This window comes from Dyella thailandensis, from assembly GCF_050749815.1.
Taxonomy (GTDB): domain Bacteria; phylum Pseudomonadota; class Gammaproteobacteria; order Xanthomonadales; family Rhodanobacteraceae; genus Dyella_A.
Genome location: NZ_CP192735.1, coordinates 3196132 through 3216073 on the forward strand (window position 1 = coordinate 3196132; position 19942 = coordinate 3216073).

Sequence of the window (19942 nt, forward strand, 5' to 3'; positions counted from 1 at the left end):
GGCACATCAGCAACATCCCTTTGGGAGGGTAGTCATGAAGGCTCCACTGCAACTGAAGAAGAAACTGCTCGCCAGCGTCATCGCCACCACCGTCGTGGCGATCGGGGCGGCCCCTACGACGGCATGGAGCCAGTCGGCCTACGCCACCTTGCGCGGCAAGGCACCGGCCAGCGCGCAGGTCACCGCGTTCAACCCGGCCACCGGCACCACTCGCCGCACTACGGCCAGCGCCGATGGCAGCTACACGCTGACCGGCTTGCAGCCGGGCACCTATCAGGTCGACGCCGGTCCGGGCACGCAGCAGAACGTGACGCTCACGGTTGCATCGACGTCCACGTTGAATCTCACCGCAGCAACGGCTGAGGCTCCGTCAACCGCCAACGCCACAGATCTCGGTAGCGTCACGGTATCGGCGACAACTCTGCAGGAAGTGAAGACCCCGGAAGTCGGCGGCACCATTTCCCTGCACCAGATCGATACGATCCCCCAGGTCTCTCGCAACTTCCTCGAGTTTGCCGACACCGTCCCTGGGATGGTTTTCACGCGAGACGCAAACGGCAACACCTCACTGCGCGGCGGCGCCCAGAACACCAGCTCCACCAACGTCTACATCGACGGCGTGGGTCAGAAGAGCTACGTGAAGGAAGGCGGCGTCAGTGGCCAGATCGGCAGCCAGGGCAATCCGTTCCCGCAGCTGGCGATCGGCGAGTACAAGGTCATCACCTCCAACTACAAGGCCGAGTACGACCAGATCTCCTCGGCTGCGGTGACCGCTCAGACCAAGTCTGGAACCAACGAGTTCCACGGGGAAGTCTTCGGCCGCTACACGAACGATTCCCTGCGCGCCAAGACGCCCGCGGAAGAAGACGCGAACAAGAAGACCCCCTCCAAGGAGAAGGAGTACGGCTTCGCTATCGGCGGTCCGATCATCAAGGACAAGATGCATTTCTTCGCCACGTACGAAGGCAAGCGCTTCAACACGCCGATCACCGTGGTGCCGGATGACAACGCGGTGCCGGGCGTGCCCTACCTCCCTGCAGCGGCCGCCGCTCAGCTTGGTCCGTCGAACCTGCCGTTCGAGGAGAATCTGTATTTCGGCAAGATCGACTGGGAACCGACGGACCGCGATCGCTTCGAGCTGAGCGCGCAGATCCGCAAGGAAAACCAGACGGGCGGCATCGGCGGGTCCACCGCAGCATCGGCCGCCTACAAAACCAAGAACGACGACAAGCGCTATGTGCTGCGCTGGCAGCACAGCGGTGAGGCCTACTTCAACGAGTTGCTGTTCACGCACGAGGACGCCTTCAATGCGCCCGTGGCCAACAACATCGGCAATGGCGTCATCTATACCTACCCGCTGCCGGATTCCGACCCGACCATCGTCGCCACCGGCGCCGCCAATCCGCTGGCGACGCAGAACAAGGGACAGAAGGGACCGTCCATCCAGGACGACCTCACCTTCAACGATCTGCAGTGGAACGGCGACCACGTCATCAAAACGGGCTTCAAGTACAAGGACATTACGCTGGACGCGGCCGATGCGGCCGACATCAACCCGCAGTTCTACTACGACGTTTCCTCGGCCGGCGTGGGCAGCATTCCGTACGAGGCGTTCTTCACCAAGCCGGTCAGCGGCCTGGGCCTGAGCCCCAAGGTGGAGACCAAAGCCAAGCAGTTCGGCATCTACGTGCAGGACGACTGGGCGGTTAACGACAAGCTCACGCTGAACCTCGGCGTGCGCTGGGACTACGAGAAGAACCCGGCCTATACCGGCTTCGTCACACCGCAGAACGTCGTCGACGCGCTGTACTCGCAGGACCCCAACGCACCGGCCGGACAGACCTACGCGCAATCGTTGGCCAACGGCGGAGTCAACGTCGCCGACTACATCAGCAACGGCCACAACCGAAAGAACTTCAAGGGTGAGTGGCAGCCGCGCCTGGGCTTCTCGTACGACATCAATGGCGACGAGCAGCACGTGATTCACGGCGGCGCCGGCCGTGCCTACGACCGCAACCTGTTCGACTATCTGCAGCTGGAAACCACCAAGGCGGCGCTGCCGCAGTACACGGTGTACTTCCGCGATCCGGTGAGCGGCCAATGCCACCGCGGCTCCGGCGCCAACAACTGCTACGACTGGGACCCGAATTTCCTCAACGGCCTGGCCAATCTGCAGGGGTTGTTGCAGTCGAGCAACACCGGTACCGAAGTGGATGTCATGAACAACAAGCTCAAGGCGCCGTACTCGGACCAGCTGAGCCTTGGCATGTCCAACCAGCTGGGCGATTGGCTCACCGATGCCACGGTGACCCGCGTCATGAGTCATGACGGCTTCGCCTTCACCCTGGGTAACCGCTATCCCAATGGCGACTTCTTCCAGAACCAGAGCCAGCCCTGGGGCAATGGCGTGCCTGGATTCGGTTCGCTGATCATCGGCAACAACGCGATCGAAACGCGGAGCACCCAGGTTCTGCTGTCGGCCAACAAGCCGTACGACCAGGAGTCTGGCTGGGGTGCCACTTTCGCCTACACGTTCACCCGCGCTACCCAGAATCGCGATATCAACGAGCACTACTCGTTCGACGAGGCGACGCTTGCGCAGTACCCGTTCATCGACTCCAACGCCGCTGCCCGTCATCGTTTCGTGGCAACCGGCGTGATCGATGGCCCGTGGGGCATCACGATGTCGGCGAAGCTGACGCTGGCTACGCCGATCCCGGGTAACACGTCGCAGTGCTACAGCCCTTATGTTTTCCCAACAGGCAGCAACTGCACGCCGATCGCCGGCACTCCGAGCGGCAACGGCAAGTTCCTCATCGGCGGCAAGGTGTTCGGCTACCGCGATGTGGACTTCCAGGCCACCAAGAACTTCGACCTCGGTCACGGGCTGACGTTGTACGGGCGCTTCGATGTTCTCAACGTGTTCAATTTCAAGAACTACTCGGACCTGATCTACACCGCCGGTTCGCAGCCGTATCAGCTGACCACTCGCTATAACCCCATCGGCGACATCACCTTTGTGCCGCGCACCTTCAAGTTTGAAGTGGGCATGAAGTTCTAAGCCGCTATCGCGGCACCTCGCCCAACGCGAGGTGCCGCGCGTTTTCGCGGCGCGGCGCATGCCGCGCCGACTTTTTCCATCCGGGTGCTGCATGAGCGATTCGCGCATCAAGAACATCGTGGTCGTCGGCGGCGGTACGGCCGGATGGATGGCCGCCGCAGCCTTCGCCAAAGTGCTCGGACCGGACTACTCGATCCGATTGGTGGAATCCGAGGAGATCGGCACCATCGGAGTGGGTGAGGCGACCGTGCCGCACCTGAAGCTGTTCAATAACCTGCTCGGTATCGATGAGGTCGAATTCGTCCGCCGCGTGCAGGGCACCTTCAAGTTGGGCATCCAGTTCAACGATTGGGGGCAGCTCGGCGACTCCTACATCCATGGCTTCGGCGAGCTGGGCACCATGCTCGGCCTGCTGCCGTTTCATCAGTACTGGATCCGCGCTGCCCAGCTGGGGCTGGCGGCGGATCTTGGCCAGTACTCGCTCAACACGCTGGCTGCACCGCAGGGCAAGTTCATGGCCTCGGCCAGCGATGTGCCCGCCACGTCTCCGCTGGCGAACATCGCGTACGCCTACCACTTTGACTCCGGCCTCTACGCCAAGCTGCTGCGCGAGTACGCCGAGGCACGTGGCGTGCGTCGTACCGAGGGCAAGATCTCTCAGGTGCGCCAACGCGCCGAGGACGGCTTCGTGCAGGCCGTGGTGCTGGCGAGTGGCGAGGCGATCGAGGGAGAACTGTTCATCGACTGCTCGGGCTTCCGGGGGCTGCTGATCGAGCAGACGCTGCACGCCGGCTACGACGACTGGACCCACTGGCTGCCGTGCGACCGAGCGCTGGCGGTGGCCTGCGAGAAGGTCGGCCCGCCCACCTCCTACACCCGCTCGACCGCGCGCGCGGCGGGCTGGCAGTGGCGCATCCCGCTGCAGCACCGCACCGGCAACGGCCACGTATATTCAAGCGCGCATATCAGCGATGACGAGGCAGCCGCCACCTTGATGGCCAACCTCGATGGCAAGGCACTGGGCGACCCGCGGCCGCTGCGCTTCACCACCGGCCTGCGCCGCAAGACGTGGGACCGCAACGTGGTGGCGCTTGGCCTGGCCAGCGGCTTCATGGAGCCGCTGGAATCGACCAGCATCTTCCTGATCCAGTCGGGCATCTCGCGCTTGCTGAACCTGTTTCCACGGCAGGGTTTCAGCCCCGTGCTGATCGACCGCTACAACACGCAGACGCGCTTCGAGTGCGAGCGCATCCGCGACTTCCTGATCCTGCATTACCACGCCACCCAGCGCAGCGACACGCCGTTCTGGAACCAGTGCCGCATGATGGACATCCCCGCCTCGCTGAAGGACAACATTGCGCTTTTCCGCGACAGCGGACGCTTCTTCCGCGAGGGCGAAGAGATGTTCGCACTGGTCAGCTGGGTACAGGTGATGATTGGTCAGGGCATAGTGCCCCATAGCTACCACCCCCTGGTTGATCAGCTGCCACCCAAGGAGCTGGAGGCATTCATGCAACACGTTCAGCGCGTGATTGCCGGTTGCGTGGAAGCGATGCCCGCGCACGAGGCATTCATCGCCCGCTACTGCCAGGCGGCGCCCTCCGGTGCGCCAATGGCTGCGTGATCCGTTCCAACGGCGGGGCGTGGTCCCGCCGCAACGCCGTCCCTGCGGCGCATGGGCCCGACCGATCGGCCCCACTTCCCCCGCCATATGAGCCTGTCCCATGCATTCTGCTGTCCTGAAACATCTCTGCACGACGCTCTTGTCGACTGCCCTGGTCTTTGGCTTCGCGGCGCCGGTCCACGCGCAGGCCGCTGCCGCAAAGCCGGCTTACCAACCCACACCCACCCAGCAGGCCCTGGTCGACGACCTGGAGCAGCGCACCTTCCGCTGGTTCTGGGACAGTGCCGACCCGACCACCGGCATGGTGCCGGACCACTACCCGGGCGAATCGTTCTCGAGCATTGCCGCGGTGGGTTTCGGGCTCACGGCGTATGGCATCGGCGTGGAGCGTGGCTACATCACGCGCGAGCAGGCGGTGGCGCGCACGCTGGCCACGCTGAAGTTCTTCCACGATGCGCCGCAGAACGCCAGCGAGGATGACGCGGCCGGCTATCACGGGTTTTTCTACCACTTCCTGGACATGCAGACCGGCAAGCGCGAAGGGCGCTGGACCGAGCTGTCGAGCGTGGACACCACGCTGCTGCTCGGTGGCGTGCTGTTTGCGCAGTCGTACTACGACCGCGCCACGCCGCAGGAGGAACAGATCCGCGCGCTGGCCGACGCGATCTATCGCGCGGTGGAGTGGCCGTGGATGCAGGCGCGTCCGCCGCTGATCTCGATGGGCTGGACGCCCGGCGGCAAGTTCATCCCGGCTGACTGGAAGGGCTACAACGAGGGCAAGCTGGTCTACATCCTGGCGCTGGGCTCGCCCACGCACCCGGTCGATCCGGTGGCCTGGAAGACGTGGTCGTCCACCAACGACACCACCTGGGGCAGCTTCTACGGGCAGACCTTCCTCAACTTCGCGCCGCTGTTCGGGCACCAGTACACCGAGTCGTGGGTGGACTTCCGCGGCATCCGCGATGACTGGAACCGCAAGCACAACCTCGACTACTTCGAGAACGGCCGCCGCGCTACCTACAGCCAGCGCAACTACGCCATCGCCAACCCGGGCGGCTGGACAGGCTACGGCAAGAACGTGTGGGGCCTGACCGCCAGCAACGGCCCCGGCGGGTTCGTGGTGAAGAGCGCGCAGGGCGAGAAGAAGTTTCAGGGCTACACCGCGCGCGGCGCCGGGCTGGACTACATCTCCGACGACGGCACCATCGCGCCGACCGCGGCCGGGGGCTCGATCGCCTTCGCGCCGGAGATCGTGATCCCCGCGCTGGCCGAGATGAAGCAGCGCTACGGCAAGCACATCTACGACCGCTACGGCTTCGTCGACGCGTTCAACCCCAGCTTCCATACCCAGACCACCTTGCGCACAGGCAAACTGGTGCCTGACCTGGGCTGGGTCGACACCGAGCAGTTGGGTATCGACCAGGGCCCGATCCTGCTGATGATCGAGAACTGGCGCAGCGGCTTCGTATGGAACGTGATGAAAAAGAATCCGTACATCCGTCGTGGCCTGCAGCGCGCAGGCTTCACCGGCGGCTGGCTGGCGGCGCCCGTGCCGTGAGCGCATCGGCGCGCCCTGCGCGAGTCCGGCTGCGTCGGCTCGCGCGGGGTGTGCTGCTGGCAAGCCTGTTTACTTGCCTGAGCCTGACCGGCTGCGATCGTCGCGCCGCCTCCACCCAGACGCTCACCTTCTGGACGTTCGGCCCGGAGGGCGAGGCGGTGCAGGCGCTGCTGCCGGGGTTTACGCGCAGCCATCCGGGCATCACCGTGAGCGTGCAGCAACTGCCGCTGAGTGCGGCGCATCAGAAGCTGCTCACCGCCTACGCCGGCGGCTCGATGCCGGACATGATGCAGCTGGGCAACACCTGGCTGCCGGAGATGGTGGCGCTGGACGCCGTGGCGCCGCTGGATGCGCGCGTACGGCATTCCACGAGCGTGGTGCCGGCCGACTATTTCGACAGCATCTGGGCCACCAACGTGATCGACGGCCGGCTCTACGGCGTGCCGTGGTATGTGGACACGCGGCTGCTGTTCTATCGCGTCGACCTGCTCAAGGCCGCCGGCTTCGACCACCCGCCGCACGATTGGGCCGAGTGGCGGCGCATGCTCGCCGCGCTCAGCGATCCGGCCGCGCATCGCTACGGCATCCTGCTGCCCACCAACGAGTACGAGCAGCTGATGTCGCTGGCGCTGGAGCAGCCCGATCCGCTGCTGCGCGACGGCAACCGCTACGGCAACTTCGAGAGCCCCGGCTTCAAACGAGCGCTCACCTTCTACGTCGACACCTTCCGCCAGCAGCAGGCGCCGGCGATCAGCAACGTGGTGGCGGGCAATCCGTGGGAAGAGTTCGGCCGCGGCGTGTATGCGTTCTACCTGTCCGGACCGTGGAACATCGGCGAGTTCCGCGCGCGGCTGCCGGCCGAGCAGCAGAACCGCTGGTCGACCGCGCGGCTGCCGGGGCCGGACGGTCCGGGCACGGGCGCGGCCGGCGGCGCCAGCCTGGTGGTGTTCCGCCATTCGGCGCACAAGGACGCCGCCTGGGCGCTGATCGAATATCTCTCCGAGCCGCAGGTGCAGCGCCGCTTCTACGCGCTGGTGGGCGACATGCCGCCGCGACGCAGCGCCTGGGACGGTGGCGAGCTCCGCGACGATCCGCAGGCACGCGCCTTTCGCGAGCAGCTCGAACACGTCCGGCCGACACCGCCGGTACCGGAGTGGGAGCGCATCGCCAACGAAATGCAGCTGGTGGCGGCGCGGGTGATCGCCGGCGAACTGACGGTCGACCAGGCCTGCGCGGAGCTGGACCGCCGCGTCGACGCGATCCTGGAGAAGCGCCGCTGGGTGCTGGCCCGTCGCGAGGGCGCACGATGAATCCGCCGCGCACCGCCTGGCTGTTCCTGGCACCCGCGCTGATGGTGATCGGCGTGTTCTTCGCGCTGCCGGTGCTCGGCGCGTTGGTGCTCAGCTTCACCGACTACGACCTGTACGCGCTGGCCGACCCACACAACGTGCGCTTCGTCGGCCTGCACAATTACCTGGCACTGCTGCAGCGCCCGCTGTTCTGGGCGGCGCTCGGCCACACGGTGTACTTCGTGGCGGTGGCGGTGCCGCTGTCGATGGCGGTGTCGCTGGGCGGCGCGCTGCTGCTCAACTCGCCGCTGGCGCGGGCGCAGGCGTTCTTTCGCACCGCGCTGTTCGCGCCGGTGGTGACCACGGTGGTGGCCGTGGCGATCATCTGGCGCTACCTGTTCAACACCAAGTACGGCGTGGTCAATGCGCTGCTCGACACGCTGGGCCTGCACCCGGTGGACTGGCTGGGCGACCCGCGCTGGGCGATGCCCACGATCATCCTGTTCGCCGTGTGGAAAAACTTCGGCTACAACATGATCATCTTCCTGGCCGGGCTGCAGGCGATTCCCTCGACGCTGTACGAGGCCGCGCGCATCGACGGCGCCTCGCCCTGGCGGCAGTTCCGCCACATCACCTGGCCGATGCTGCGCCCGACGCTGCTGATGGTGGCGATCCTCACTGTGTCGGGCTACTTCCAGCTGTTCGCCGAACCCTATGTGATGACCGAGGGCGGGCCGCTGCAGAGCACGGTGAGCGTGCTCTACCTGATGTACGACGAAGGCTTCACCTGGTGGAACCTGGGCTCGGCCTCGGCAGTGGCGTTCGCGCTGTTCGTGATGATGTTCGCGGTGACCGCGCTGATGCTGCGGCTGTCGAAGCAGGACACGCGCGACGAGGAGCCGGCATGAACACCCGCAGCAGCCGCTGGCTGGTCAACGCCCTGCTGCTCGGCGGCACGACGGTGGCGCTGTTTCCGCTGGTGTGGATGGTGTCGGTGTCGTTCATGCGCCCGGGCGAGTCGGGCACGCTGCCGCCACCGCTGTGGCCCGCCCACGCCACGCTGGAGAACTACCGCACGCTGTTCCTGCGCGCGGGCATGGGTCGCTACCTAGCCAACAGCCTGGCGGTGGCTAGCGCGATCACGCTGCTGTCGCTGGCGTGCAACCTGATGGCCGGCTATGCGTTCGCCAAGCTGCGCTTTCGCGGTCGCGCGGCGCTGTTCAAGGGGCTGCTGGGCGCGCTGGTGATTCCCGCGCAGGTGGCGATGCTGCCGCTGTTCCTGCTGCTCAAGTACCTGGGCCTGGTGAACAGCTACGCCGGCGTGGTGCTGCCGGCGCTAGCCAGCGTGTTCGGCATTTTCCTGGTGCGCCAGTACGCGCGCGGCATCCCGTGCGAGCTGCTGGAAGCCGCGCGCATCGATGGCGCCAGCGAGGCGCGGATCTTCGTGCAGATCGTGCTGCCGCTGCTCAAGCCGATCGTGGTGACGCTGGCCATCGTCACCTTCCTCACCGCGTGGAACGACTTCATGTGGCCGCTGATCGTGCTGACCGGGCAGGAGCACTACACGCTGCCGATCGGCCTGGCCTCGCTGGCGCGCGAACATGCACGCGACACCGAGCTGATGATGGCAGGCGCGGTGATCACCGTGCTGCCGGTGCTGGCGCTGTTCCTGGCGCTGCAGCGCTATTACCTGCAAGGGCTGCTCTTGGGCAGCGTGAAACGATGAACAAGACGAACTCACCTCACCGCCTGCCGCTGCGCTTTCGCCTCGCCTGGACCCTGCTGTGGCTGGTCGTGCTGGGTGCGCTGGCGCTGTTCGGCCGCGATTCCGCCGCGCCATCACCGGCGCTCACGCTGCCGCAGCTGCGCGAGGCGTGGATCCACAACGAGGGCGGCGGTGCCGCGACAGCCATCGACGAGCGCATCCGTCACCAAGCCGACGGCGGCGCTCAGGGCGCGGCGTTTCGTCGGCCCTGATGGCGGTCGGCAGTACTTCTCCGCGCGCCACGATGGTCGTGGTGATGGGCGTTTCCGGCACCGGCAAGAGCACCTTCGGTGCAGCGCTGGCCGAGGCACTCGGCGCCCGCTTCCTCGACGCCGACGACCTGCATCCTCCCGCCAACCGCCAGAAGATGGCCGCCGGCATCGCGCTCGACGACGACGACCGTCGCCCCTGGCTCGAAGCCGTCGCCGCCTGGATGGCCGAAAGGATCCGCACCGGGCAACCCGGCGTGGTGGCGTGCTCGGCGCTGCGCCGTCGTTATCGCGACCGGCTGCGTGCGGCAGGCGTCGGCGTGCGCTTCGTCTACCTGGCCGTGCCACGCGCGGAACTGGACGCACGCATGCGTGCGCGCGTGCACTTCATGCCGGTGACGCTGCTGGACAGTCAGCTGGCCGCGCTCGAGCCGCCGGGCGCGGATGAAGCCGTATGCACCGTCGACGGCGGTGCGCCACTGGAGCGCAACCTGCAACGCGTCCTCCGCTGGCTGACGACATCCCCGTAGGAGCCCGCTCGCGGGCGATGCTTTTGCTCCTGATCCGCATCAAAGCCAAGAGCATCGCCCGCGAGCGGGCTCCTACCAAGGCGTAGTGCAGGCCGCGTCAGAACTTGCCGGCGCGAAAATCCGCGATGGCTTCGTGGATCTGCTCGGTGGTGTTCATCACGAACGGGCCGTAGCGGGCGACCGGCTCCTTCAGCGGTTGGCCCGCGACCAGCAGCACGCGCGCCGGCGCATCGCCACCGGCGATCGTCACCGACTCGCCCTTGCTCAGCACCGCCAGCTCGCTGCGCGCCAACGACTCGCCGGCGACCTGCGCGGCCTCGCCTTCGAACACGTAGGCGAATGCGCTGTGGCCTTCCGGCAGCGGCACGGTGATCGTGGCGCCCGGCTGCACTGTGAGGTCGAGGTAGATCGGCGCGGTGGCGACGCCGCTGACCGGGCCGCTGGCGCCGGCGAAGTCACCGGCGATGACGCGCACCTCCACGCCGTCCACCGGCTGCACCACGGGAATCTTCTCCGGCGCAATGTCTTGGTAGCGCGGTGCGGTCATCTTGTCCTTCGCCGGCAAATTCACCCACAGCTGGAAGCCCCACATCAGGCCGTTCTCCTGCTGCGGCATTTCCGAATGCAGGATGCCGCGCCCGGCGGTCATCCACTGCACGCTGCCGGGGCCCAGATCGCCGCGGTTGCCGTGGTTGTCGCCGTGCTGCATGTGCCCGGCGAGCATGTAGGTGACCGTCTCGAAGCCGCGGTGCGGATGCTCGGGGAAACCGGCGATGTAGTCGTCGGCGCTGTCCGAACGGAACTCGTCCAGCAGCAGGAACGGGTCGAGCATGTCCAGCGCGGGCTGCCCGATGATGCGCTTGAGCTTCACGCCCGCGCCGTCGGCGGTGTCCATGCCGCGGATGCGGCGGAAGATGCGGCGCTCGGTCATGACGGACTCCATGCGGAAGGGGATCGCGACAAGATGCGCGCGGGCGAGCGATTCGCCAAGGGTGGGCGGGCGAACGGATCGTTTCGCCGGCCACTCAAGCCAGCCAGCGGAACGCCCGGCGCAGCTCGGCCTCGCCCTGGTCGAGGTAGCAGCGGCCGTGCGCGAGGATCACCCGGCGCGGCCGCCACGCCAGCATGCGGGCCAGGCAAGCGCGCGCGACGCGTTTGCGGCCGAGGTAGGTCAGGCGCATGTCCAGCGGTGCCTTGCCGTCCGGATCGAGCGATCCGGCCAGGCGCACCAGCAGGCGCATCATCGGCGGCAAGCGGGCCGGCTCGAAGTTCTCGATCAGGTCGGCTAACACCAAGGTGCCGCTGTCGCGATGGAGGAACACGATCTCCTCCAGCGCGCGGCTGCCGCGGAAGTGCAGCTGGTCCAACGTGGCGGCCCACTCTGGCGGGGGTGCGTCGGCGAGATCGGCGTCGAAGTTCACCGCGATGCGCTGGCTTCGTGCGCGCTCGCGCACGCCGGGCGAGGCCCAGGCGCACGCTTGCGGATAACGGCGCTGCCAGGCCGCAATGTGCGCATAATGCAGCTTGTTCGGCGACACCAGATGGCGCACCGGGCCCAGCGCATCGAGCGCGCGAAACAGCGCGTCGTCCGGGGCGATCGGCGAATGGCACCACAGCCCGCCATCGGCGAGCTGCACCACGGTCATGCGGGTGGGGAACGCGAGATGGCCGCCGGGAACGGCCATGCCGATCATCGGGCCGTCCACCAGCCACAGACCGGCGGCTACCGGCTTGAGGACGTTCAGCGGTTGGTAGAGCCTGGGCGAGGTCACCGTACCGCCGCGGGGCCTCAGTGCACCCAGTGCCCGCTGCGATGGCGCGGCGGCGCGGCCGCTTCTTCGCTGTCGGCCGCATCGGCCTTCACGGCCGCGTCCAGCTCGGCTTCGGTGGCCGGATGCTCCTGCCAGTACTGGCTCACCGCGCCGAGCACGGCCGGCACCTGGGCCAGGCACTCGTCGTATTCCTCGTCGCTGAGTTTCTCGAACTCGGTCTCGGCGTTGAGGATGCCCTCGTCCACCGCCAGCGCCATCACCGGGCCGAGCAGTTCCATCAGCTCCGGGTCTTCGGCCAGGCGCTTTTCCCACAGCCCCGCGCGCAGGTCGATGCCGCGGCTGAAGCCTTCGCACCAGCCGGCGGCGCTGAGCGCCGGGCCCAGATCGGTGTCGATCTCGCCGAGGATCGGCTCGTAGGCATCCACGTCCAGCTCGGCCTCGATGGAGTCGTTGAGCTTGGCCAGCAGGGCGAGCACGCGATTGCCTTCGGCCTCGTCGGCGAACGGGTGGTGCAGCACTTCGGGCAGCCACTCCTCGGGGGTCACCAGCATCGGGCCCACCGCCAGTGCGGAGAGCAGGCCGTGCACGCCGTCCAGCAGCAGGCTGTCGTCCTCGGCGTGGGCGCGCAGGTAGCGGTCCAGTTCGTCCAGTTCGCTGTCGTCGAGCGAGCTGGGCCAATCGTTGGAAGAAGTGTTCATGGGTGTCAGATATCCAAGTCCAGCGTCACCGGCGTGTGATCGGAGGGGCGCTCCCACTTGCGCGGCTCGCGGTCGATGGCGGCGGCGCGCGCGCGTGGCTTGAGCGCTTCGCCGATGAGGATCAGGTCGATGCGCAGGCCCATGTTGCGCCGGAAGGCGGCCTGTCGGTAGTCCCACCAGCTGAAGTGGCCGGCGTCGCTCTCGAACAGGCGGAAGCTGTCGTGCAGGCCGAGCTCGGTGATCGCCTTGAGCGCCGCGCGCTCGGGCGGCGAGCAGAGAATGTCTTCGCCCCAGGCGACCGGATCGTAGACGTCGCGATCGTCCGGGCAGATGTTGAAATCGCCCAGCACCACGAGGTTCGGGTGACGCTCCAGCTCGGCGGCGAGGAACTCGCGCACGCGCGCCATCCAGTCCAGCTTGTAGGCGTACTTTTCGTCACCTACCGCCTTGCCGTTGACCACGTACAGGTCGACCACGCGCAGCTCGCCGATGGTGGCGGCGAGGATGCGCCGCTGCGGATCGTCCAGCCCGGGAATGTCGGTGACCACGTCGGCGAACGCAGGCTGGCTGTCCGCGCGGGCGAGCAGGGCGACGCCGTTGTAGGTCTTCTGCCCCGCATACACCGCGCGGTAGCCGGCGGCCGCGAGCGCATCGACCGGGAACTTGGCGTCCTCCAGCTTGGTTTCCTGCAGCGCCACCACGTCCGGCTGCGCATCGGCCAGCCACTGGGTGAGATGCGGCAGGCGCACGTTGAGCGAGTTGACGTTCCAGCTGGCGATCTTCATCGGCGCATTGTAAGGGAGCGGCGTCGGGGCCGCTGTGCGGCTCAGGCGTCGGGTGCTGCCAGATGCACCGGCGCGGGCAGCGACGGCAACGGTGAGTTGCAGCGCACTGTGGATGGCGATGGCGCCGGCTGGCCGTCTTCGGCGGCATAGTCGATCGTCACCTCACCGGCCGCGCGACAGGCCGCCGCGACCTGCGCGGCAAGCGCGAGCGGATCGCCGGTCGCCAGCGACTGGCCGCCGATCGCCGCCACCCTGGCGCCCGGCCGCAAGGTCCGGCAGCGCGGCAGGGGTTTATCCAGGCGCATGCCGTCGGGGTTGTTGCCGAAGCTGACCATGCCGCCGCAGTCGCTGGCCATCAGGTGGAACATCACCTGGCCGAGATAGGCGCGGCGCGTGTCGGCATCCAGCACGCTCTCGGGCTGCACGCGCAGGCCCAGCGCCGTCCATGCCTCCACGAGCTCCGCCGCAAAGGCGCCCGGCGCGGCGACCGCCCGGTCCAGGCTCTGGCGCACGGATGGCGCGATGTCTACCGGCATCAGGTCCTGCCAGCGGTAACCCGGTTGCGGATGCCGCGCATGCGACTCGCGCAGCTGTCGCCACAGCCGGAAGTAGCCGCTCGCGGGGTCGGCCGGATCGGCCGCCAGCGCCAGCGCCGACATCAGCGCGGCGCCGCAGTCGTAGGGCATCTGGCCGGGTTGCGGGTGGTCGGCGAGGGTGGCGGCGATGCCCGCGTCGTGCGGCAGCTCCAGCAGGCAGGCATTGTAGGAGCGCGCCACCGCGGTCCACGCCTCCTGGCGCGACTGACCCAGCACCTGCGCCGTGGCGAAGATCCGCGCCAGCTCGGCGCCGCCCTCCTTGGCCAGCAGCGCCTCGCCCTCGGGCGAGCCCAGCTTGGCGTCGCTGTCCCAGCTGTGGAAAAGCTCGTGCGCGAGGAAGCCGGTGAGCTGGTCGGCGGTGGCGCGGTCGACCTGCCCCCAGGCATCGCCGTAGAGGCCCAGCGCGATTGCCGCGGGCAGGTGGTCGCCCTTGTAGTCGCGGGCGCCGCGCGGGGTGGGTCGGCTGAAGACGAACAGCATCGGCACCGACGCCGGACCCATACTGCGGGTATACAGATCGACCAGCGCCGGCACCTGGGCGGCGATGCGCTCGCGGATCCACGTGGGCGTGCCGCGGTCGCTCACCAGCATCAGGGCGCCGTGGCGCAGCACGCGGGGCTGACCAAACGCAACGTAGCCCTCCGGCTGCGCCATGTCGGTGGCCAGCGACGTGCGCTGCGCGCGGCCGTAGCCGATCACCTGGTCACCCTTCGCTGGGTGCCAGCGCGGGCACAGCGGCGTGGCGTGGTCGGCAGCCAGGAACAGCGGCGTGTAGAGCGCCATGGTGCCGTCGGTGAAGCGTAGGTACGGCGGGTAGGCGCGGTCTTCGATCGGCGCATCGGCGCTCACGTCCATGCGCAGATGCAGCATGCGCCGATCGGATCGCACAGGCGCCAGCGTGGTCTCGCCGATCCGCGCCGAGCCGTCCGGCGAGGTCCACAAGCGACTGCGGCGATACGGCGCCAGGTCGACCAGGCTCAGGGAATTCACCCCGGGCGGCAGCGTCACCCGTGCATCCACCGCGTGCGCGATCGGGTCGTAGCGGATCTCGACCGGGACGCACGCGGCACGTGCGTCGACGTTCGCCCACGCAAGCGTGGCGGCAAGCGCGAAGAGCAGGCGTTTCATCGGCGGCGTCCGGTTCGGTGCGAGGCCACCATTGGAAGGGGCGCGCGCGTCGCCGCACACGCCCCAGAGGTCACGACCGCGCTATGACCTTCGACTCAGTCGATCAACCCATGGCTGCGCAGCAGTGCCTCCGGCTACAAGCCCGGATGCGACGAAGGGGCTGGATCGGCGATGATGCGCCTCATCGAATGGCAAGGAACGACGATGACCGAGACGCTGGATCTCAGTTCGCTGCGTCAGGCGCTGGCCTCGCTGCAGGACGCGCAGGCGCTCGTCGATGACGCCGCCTGGTTCGAGCCGCAATCCTCACGCGTGAAGAACACCCTCATCGCCGGTCTGATCCAGAACTTCGAGTTCGTTTACGAGTTGAGCGTGAAGATGATCCGGCGCCAGCTCGAGCTGGAAGCGGCCAGTCCCACCGAGGTGGACGAGGCCAGTTTCCGCGACGTGATGCGGCTGGCCGGCGAGCGCGGTCTGGTCAGCAATGTCGAGGCGTGGTTCGGCTATCGCCGGCTGCGCAACATCACGGCGCATACCTACGATCAGGCCAAGGCGCGGCTGGTGCTGGACGGACTCGCACCCTTTGTGGGCGATGCCCAATCGCTGCTGCAAGCGCTTGAGGCCCGGCATGCCTGAGCCAGAAGCCAGGCTCGACACGCTGGACCTGAGTCCGACGCAGCTACGCATCGTGCGGGAGATTCTTGCGCGTCACGCCGACGGGCTGATCGTCTGGGTGTTCGGCTCGCGCGCGCGCGGTGGTGCCAAACCCTACTCCGATCTCGACCTGGCGTTGATCACTGATCGGCCCATGGATCTGGCGCGCCAGACAGCGCTCGCCGACGCGTTCGAGCAATCGGATCTACCGTGGCGCGTCGACCTGGTGGACTGGGCGACGACGAGCGATGCCTTCCGTCGCATCATTGAGCGCGATCACGTCGTGATCCAGCCCGGCGAGCCAGGACTCCGTCCGATACGGTGAGCGGCAAGGCCGTCGGCGCTCGTTACGACACCGACGGCCTTGATCCAATCAGTCGATCAGCCCGTGGCTGCGCAGCAGCGCCTCCGGTTCGGGCTTGCGGCCGCGGAAGGCGACGAAGCTCTCCAGTGCCGGGCGGCTGGCGCCCACGGCAAGCACCTCCTGGCGGAAGCGCGCGCCGGTGGCCGGGTCGATCACGCTGCCGCTGCGCGTGGCCGACTCTTCGAACGCGCCGAAGGCGTCGGCGCTGAGCAGCTCGGCCCACAGGTAGCTGTAGTACCCGGCCGCGTAGCCGCCGGCGAAGATGTGGCTGAAGGCGTGCGGGAAGCGCTGCCAGGCCGGCGGATGCAGCACGGCCACTTCCTTGCGCACCTGCTCGAGCACGGCCATCGGGCGGGCGCCCTGTGCGGGGTCGTAGTCGCGGTGCAGCAGGAAGTCGAACAACGCGAACTCGAGCTGGCGCACCAGGAACAGGCCGGCGTGGAAATGCCGCGCGGCGAGCATGCGCTGGAACAGCTCCTCCGGCAGCCGCTCGCCGGTCTGCCAGTGGCGGGCGAACAGATCGAGCGCCTCGCGGTTCCAGCCGAAGTTCTCCATGAACTGGCTGGGCAGTTCCACCGCGTCCCACTCCACGCCGTCGATGCCGCCGATCGAGGGCAGGTTCACCTCGGTCAGCAGGTGGTGCAGGCCGTGGCCGAACTCGTGGAACATCGTGAGCACGTCATCGTGGGTGAGCAACGCCGGCTTGCCTCCGGTGGGCGGCGCGAAGTTGCAGGTGAGGAAGGCCACCGGCAGCTGTCGCGTATCGCCATCGTCGAAGCGCGCACGGCACACGTCCATCCACGCGCCACCGCGCTTGCCGCTGCGCGCATAGAGGTCGACGTAGGCGCCGGCGAACACGCGGCCGGTGGCGTCGGCCACGTCGTAGTAGCGCACGTCCGGATGCCATACATCGATGTCGTCGCGCGCGGTGAGCGTGATGCCGTAGAGCTTGTGCGTGATCGCCCACAGGCCGTCGATCACCGCCGGCAGGGGGAAGTACGGCTTGAGCTGCTCCTCGTCCAGCGCGTACTGCTGCTGGCGCAGCTTTTCCGCGGCGTAGGTGATGTCCCAGGGTTCGAGGTTGTCGAGTTTCAGCTGCTCGCTGGCGAAGCTGCGCAAGGCATCGAGCTCGCGCTTCGCGACCGGCTTGGCGCGTGCGGCGAGGTCGCGCAGGAAGGCGAGCACCTCGTCCGGCGAGCTGGCCATCTTGGTGGCCAGCGATTCCTCGGCCGCGTTGGCAAAGCCGAGCAGCTGTGCGGCCTCGTGGCGCAGCGCCATGATCTGCTCGATGCGCGCGGAGTTGTCGTACTTGCCCGCGTGCGGGCCCTGGTCCGAAGCGCGGGTCTGGTAGGCCCAGTACACGCGCTCGCGCAAGTCGCGCTTGTCGGCGTAGGTGAGCACCGCCTGCACGCTGGGCTGCTTGAGCGTGACGAGGAAACCTTCCAGGTCCTGCTCCTTGGCGTACTGGCGCAGCACGGCGCGGCCGGACTCGGGCATGCCGGCCAGATCGCGCTCGTCGGTGATGTGCTCGTGCCAGGCGTCGGTGGCGTCGAGCACGGCGTTGGAGAACTCGGTGGACAGCTTGGACAGCGCCACGCCGATCTCGCGGAAGCGGCTGCGTGATGGCTCCTCCAGCGCCACACCGGACAGGCGGAAATCGCGCAGCGCGTGCTCGACCAGCGAGCGCTCCGCGCGCGGCAGCGCGGCGAAATCCGGCGCATCGGCCAGCGCCTGCACGGCGGCGTAGAGGTCGCGGTTCTGGCCCAGCTCCAGCGCGTGATCGGTGAGCTTTTCCTCGGCCGGGCCGTAGGCTTCGCGCAAAGCCGGCGTGTCGGCCACCGAGTGCAGGTGGCCCACCGGCGCCCACGCCCGCGCCACGCGTTGCTCCAGTCGCTCCTGGCCCAGCATCACTGTGTCGAAGTCGCGCGGCGCATCGGGTGCCGTCATCGCGGCGATGGCGGCGCGGTAGTCGCTCAGCAGCTGGTCGATCGCCGGTCCGACGTGCTCGGGGCGGATCGCCGCGAAGGCCGGCAGCGGCGCGTCGGACAGCAGGGGGTTGCCGGTGGGGGCGGGTTCGGAAGCCATGGGATCTCCTAGCGTGGTGAACCAGCGTGGCGACCACCGGGGGCGAAATCAAGCGCCGGCGCGGCCTGCCACGCGGTTCTGTCACATGGCGGCTCTAGCATCGGCGCGATGGCCTGCGCCGCCACCGACCACCTGCTGCTTGCCCATCCTCTGTTCGCCCGGCTGGACCCGGCGACCCGCCGCGCGCTGGCCGCGGACATGGTGCCGTTCGGCCTGCCCGGCGGGCGCCCGCTGTTCAAGGCCGGCGAACCGGCCGACGCGCTTTACCTGCTGGTGAGCGGCAGCCTGGGCGTGTTCGACGGGCCGACCACGCTGGTGCAGCAGATCGGCGCCGGCATGAGCGTGGGTGAAACCAGCCTGCTCGGCGGCGGCACCCGGCACCGCACCGTGCGCGCCCTGCGCGACAGCGAGCTGCTGCGGCTGGACCGCAGCGCGTTCGAGGCGCTGCTGTGCCGCCATCCGGATCTGCTGCTGCAGGTGGCGCGCGACACCGTGGCGCGCTTGCAGCTGCGCGTACGCGAGGAAGACCGCCCCGGCACGCCGCGCACGTTCGCCCTGCTGCCGGCCGAGTCGTCGGTACCGGCGCGCACCCTGGCGATGCAGCTGGCGCGCGCGCTGGAGGCGTTCGGCAGCAGCCTGGTGATCGACGCGCAAAGTGGGCGCGGGCGCAGCGCCGACTGGTTCGCCGAACGCGAGGCGCAGGTGCGCTTCGTGATCTACCTCGACGAAGGGCGCGACGACGCCTGGCGCCAGCGCTGCCTGCGCCAGGCCGACGTGCTGCTGGCCGCGGCGCGCGCCAACGACCCGGTGCGGCCGTGGCCGGAGCTGGCGCACCCGGCGCAGGCGCGGCACCGGCCGCGGCACCTGCTGCTGGTGCATCCGGGGCACCAGGTGGCGCTGGGCTGCACCGCGCGCTGGCGCGCCAGCTTCAGCGGCCAGGTGATGCACCACCACGTCTGCCGCGCGGCCGACATGGCGCGGGTGACGCGGCTGGTCAGCGGCCACGGCCGCGGCCTGGTGCTGGCCGGCGGCGGCGCGCGCGGGCTGGCGCATCTGGGCGCGCTGCGTGCACTGGCCGAGGCCGGGCAGCGCTTCGATGCGATCGGCGGCAGCAGCATCGGCGCCATCGTCGGCGCGGGCGTGGCCGCGGGCTGGAGCATCGACGAGTGGCAGGCGCGCTGCGTGAATGCGTTCCTGCGCGGGCGGCTGCTGTCGGACTGGACCTTGCCGATCGTGGCGCTGACCCGCGGCGCGCGCGCCACCCGCACATTGCGCGACACCTTCGGCGCCCTGGCGATCGAGGACCTGCCGCTGCCGTTCTTCTGCGTCGCCACCAGCCTCTCCGGCGCCGGCCAGTGTGTGCAGCGGCACGGGCCGCTGTGGCGGGCGCTGCGCGCGTCCAGCGCGATTCCCGGCGTGCTGCCGCCGGTGCTGTACGGCGGCGAGGTGCTGGTGGACGGCGCGCTGGTGAACAACCTGCCCACCGACGTGATGGCCGCCGACGGCTTGGCGCATGTCACCGCGCTGGACATCCGCGCCGAGATCACCCTGCGCGCCGGAGTCGACGAGGCGATGACGCCGCCGCTGTGGCGGCTGGCCTTTCAGCGCGGGCGCCGGCCGGGCTTGGTCTCCAGCCTGGTGCGCGCGGGCATGGTGAGCGGCGAGGCCGCCGCGCTGGAGCGTCGCGCGCTGGCGCATCGCCTGATCACCCCGTCGCTCGATCACGTCGGCGTGCTCGATTGGAAGGACTGGCGGCGCGCGGTGGAAGCGGGCTATCGGGCGACGGTCGAGGTGCTTGAGAGCGAGAAGTGAGTGGAGAGGAGT

17 protein-coding genes are annotated in these 19942 nt (G+C 68.3%); 11 read left to right on the forward strand and 6 right to left on the reverse strand.

Annotated features, from left to right (window positions below; all coding sequences use genetic code 11):
- The first annotated feature begins 34 nt into the window (after window positions 1-34).
- The 8 genes from ACQVBX_RS14675 (at window position 35) to ACQVBX_RS14710 (ending at window position 10036) form a co-directional block, all read left to right on the forward strand.
- Entirely contained in the window at window positions 35-3061 is a 3027-nt protein-coding gene (locus ACQVBX_RS14675) for a TonB-dependent receptor (RefSeq protein WP_431635013.1), read from the forward strand.
- Between the two features lie 91 nt (window positions 3062-3152).
- Window positions 3153-4685, forward strand: coding sequence for a tryptophan halogenase family protein (locus ACQVBX_RS14680; protein WP_431635014.1), 1533 nt, complete (start codon window positions 3153-3155; stop codon window positions 4683-4685).
- A 100-nt stretch (window positions 4686-4785) separates the two neighbouring features.
- Complete coding sequence (locus ACQVBX_RS14685) at window positions 4786-6243, forward strand: glucoamylase family protein (RefSeq protein ID WP_431635015.1); 1458 nt, start codon at window positions 4786-4788, stop codon at window positions 6241-6243.
- A 50-nt stretch (window positions 6244-6293) separates the two neighbouring features.
- On the forward strand, window positions 6294-7553 hold the full coding sequence (locus ACQVBX_RS14690; protein ID WP_431635016.1) for a sugar ABC transporter substrate-binding protein: 1260 nt from the start codon (window positions 6294-6296) through the stop codon (window positions 7551-7553).
- Window positions 7550-8440 carry a carbohydrate ABC transporter permease gene (locus ACQVBX_RS14695; protein ID WP_431635017.1) on the forward strand — a complete coding sequence of 297 codons (891 nt, stop codon included), beginning with the start codon at window positions 7550-7552 and terminating at the stop codon, window positions 8438-8440. Before ACQVBX_RS14690 ends, ACQVBX_RS14695 begins: the two co-directional genes overlap by 4 nt.
- Entirely contained in the window at window positions 8437-9258 is an 822-nt protein-coding gene (locus ACQVBX_RS14700; protein ID WP_431635019.1) for a carbohydrate ABC transporter permease, read from the forward strand. Before ACQVBX_RS14695 ends, ACQVBX_RS14700 begins: the two co-directional genes overlap by 4 nt.
- On the forward strand, window positions 9255-9509 hold the full coding sequence (locus ACQVBX_RS14705) for a hypothetical protein (RefSeq protein WP_431635020.1): 255 nt from the start codon (window positions 9255-9257) through the stop codon (window positions 9507-9509). The genes ACQVBX_RS14700 and ACQVBX_RS14705 overlap by 4 nt, the downstream gene beginning before the upstream one ends.
- 44 nt (window positions 9510-9553) lie before the next feature.
- Window positions 9554-10036, forward strand: coding sequence for a gluconokinase (locus tag ACQVBX_RS14710; protein ID WP_431635021.1), 483 nt, complete (start codon window positions 9554-9556; stop codon window positions 10034-10036).
- A gap of 97 nt (window positions 10037-10133) precedes the next feature.
- On the opposite strand, the gene ACQVBX_RS14715 is transcribed toward ACQVBX_RS14710, so the two are convergent.
- From ACQVBX_RS14715 to ACQVBX_RS14735, 5 genes are all read right to left on the reverse strand, one after another.
- Window positions 10134-10967, reverse strand: a complete 834-nt coding sequence (locus tag ACQVBX_RS14715; protein ID WP_431635022.1) for a pirin family protein — start codon at window positions 10965-10967, stop codon at window positions 10134-10136.
- 94 nt (window positions 10968-11061) lie between these two features.
- Window positions 11062-11808, reverse strand: a complete 747-nt coding sequence (locus ACQVBX_RS14720; protein ID WP_431635023.1) for a DUF4336 domain-containing protein — start codon at window positions 11806-11808, stop codon at window positions 11062-11064.
- 17 nt (window positions 11809-11825) lie between these two features.
- On the reverse strand, window positions 11826-12506 hold the full coding sequence (locus ACQVBX_RS14725; protein WP_431635024.1) for a YecA family protein: 681 nt from the start codon (window positions 12504-12506) through the stop codon (window positions 11826-11828).
- Between the two features lie 5 nt (window positions 12507-12511).
- Window positions 12512-13291, reverse strand: coding sequence for an exodeoxyribonuclease III (gene xth / locus ACQVBX_RS14730; RefSeq protein WP_431635025.1), 780 nt, complete (start codon window positions 13289-13291; stop codon window positions 12512-12514).
- 41 nt (window positions 13292-13332) lie between these two features.
- Window positions 13333-15015, reverse strand: a complete 1683-nt coding sequence (locus ACQVBX_RS14735; protein WP_431635026.1) for a hypothetical protein — start codon at window positions 15013-15015, stop codon at window positions 13333-13335.
- Between the two features lie 171 nt (window positions 15016-15186).
- Here ACQVBX_RS14735 and ACQVBX_RS14740 point away from each other — a divergent pair, with 171 nt between their 5' ends.
- A complete protein-coding gene (locus ACQVBX_RS14740; protein WP_431635027.1) occupies window positions 15187-15651 on the forward strand; it encodes a nucleotidyltransferase substrate binding protein in 465 nt (154 codons plus the stop codon).
- Window positions 15644-15994: a nucleotidyltransferase family protein gene (locus ACQVBX_RS14745; RefSeq protein WP_431635029.1), complete on the forward strand. Its 351-nt coding sequence runs from the start codon at window positions 15644-15646 to the stop codon at window positions 15992-15994. Before ACQVBX_RS14740 ends, ACQVBX_RS14745 begins: the two co-directional genes overlap by 8 nt.
- Before the next feature lie 48 nt (window positions 15995-16042).
- Here the strand turns inward: ACQVBX_RS14745 and ACQVBX_RS14750 are convergent, their stop codons facing one another.
- Window positions 16043-18118: a M3 family metallopeptidase gene (locus ACQVBX_RS14750; protein ID WP_431635031.1), complete on the reverse strand. Its 2076-nt coding sequence runs from the start codon at window positions 18116-18118 to the stop codon at window positions 16043-16045.
- A 108-nt stretch (window positions 18119-18226) separates the two neighbouring features.
- Here ACQVBX_RS14750 and ACQVBX_RS14755 point away from each other — a divergent pair, with 108 nt between their 5' ends.
- On the forward strand, window positions 18227-19930 hold the full coding sequence (locus tag ACQVBX_RS14755; protein WP_431635032.1) for a patatin-like phospholipase family protein: 1704 nt from the start codon (window positions 18227-18229) through the stop codon (window positions 19928-19930).
- Window positions 19931-19942: the final 12 nt, after the last annotated feature.

Coding starts and splice junctions, on each gene's coding strand:
- ACQVBX_RS14675 (WP_431635013.1), top strand. CDS start 35: ATGAAGGCTCCACTGCAACTGAAGAAGAAACTGCTCGCCAGCGTCATC.
- ACQVBX_RS14680 (WP_431635014.1), top strand. CDS start 3,153: ATGAGCGATTCGCGCATCAAGAACATCGTGGTCGTCGGCGGCGGTACG.
- ACQVBX_RS14685 (WP_431635015.1), top strand. CDS start 4,786: ATGCATTCTGCTGTCCTGAAACATCTCTGCACGACGCTCTTGTCGACT.
- ACQVBX_RS14695 (WP_431635017.1), top strand. CDS start 7,550: ATGAATCCGCCGCGCACCGCCTGGCTGTTCCTGGCACCCGCGCTGATG.
- ACQVBX_RS14700 (WP_431635019.1), top strand. CDS start 8,437: ATGAACACCCGCAGCAGCCGCTGGCTGGTCAACGCCCTGCTGCTCGGC.
- ACQVBX_RS14705 (WP_431635020.1), top strand. CDS start 9,255: ATGAACAAGACGAACTCACCTCACCGCCTGCCGCTGCGCTTTCGCCTC.
- ACQVBX_RS14710 (WP_431635021.1), top strand. CDS start 9,554: ATGGGCGTTTCCGGCACCGGCAAGAGCACCTTCGGTGCAGCGCTGGCC.
- ACQVBX_RS14715 (WP_431635022.1), bottom strand. CDS start 10,967: ATGACCGAGCGCCGCATCTTCCGCCGCATCCGCGGCATGGACACCGCC.
- ACQVBX_RS14725 (WP_431635024.1), bottom strand. CDS start 12,506: ATGAACACTTCTTCCAACGATTGGCCCAGCTCGCTCGACGACAGCGAA.
- xth (WP_431635025.1), bottom strand. CDS start 13,291: ATGAAGATCGCCAGCTGGAACGTCAACTCGCTCAACGTGCGCCTGCCG.
- ACQVBX_RS14735 (WP_431635026.1), bottom strand. CDS start 15,015: ATGAAACGCCTGCTCTTCGCGCTTGCCGCCACGCTTGCGTGGGCGAAC.
- ACQVBX_RS14740 (WP_431635027.1), top strand. CDS start 15,187: ATGATGCGCCTCATCGAATGGCAAGGAACGACGATGACCGAGACGCTG.
- ACQVBX_RS14745 (WP_431635029.1), top strand. CDS start 15,644: ATGCCTGAGCCAGAAGCCAGGCTCGACACGCTGGACCTGAGTCCGACG.
- ACQVBX_RS14750 (WP_431635031.1), bottom strand. CDS start 18,118: ATGGCTTCCGAACCCGCCCCCACCGGCAACCCCCTGCTGTCCGACGCG.
- ACQVBX_RS14755 (WP_431635032.1), top strand. CDS start 18,227: ATGGCCTGCGCCGCCACCGACCACCTGCTGCTTGCCCATCCTCTGTTC.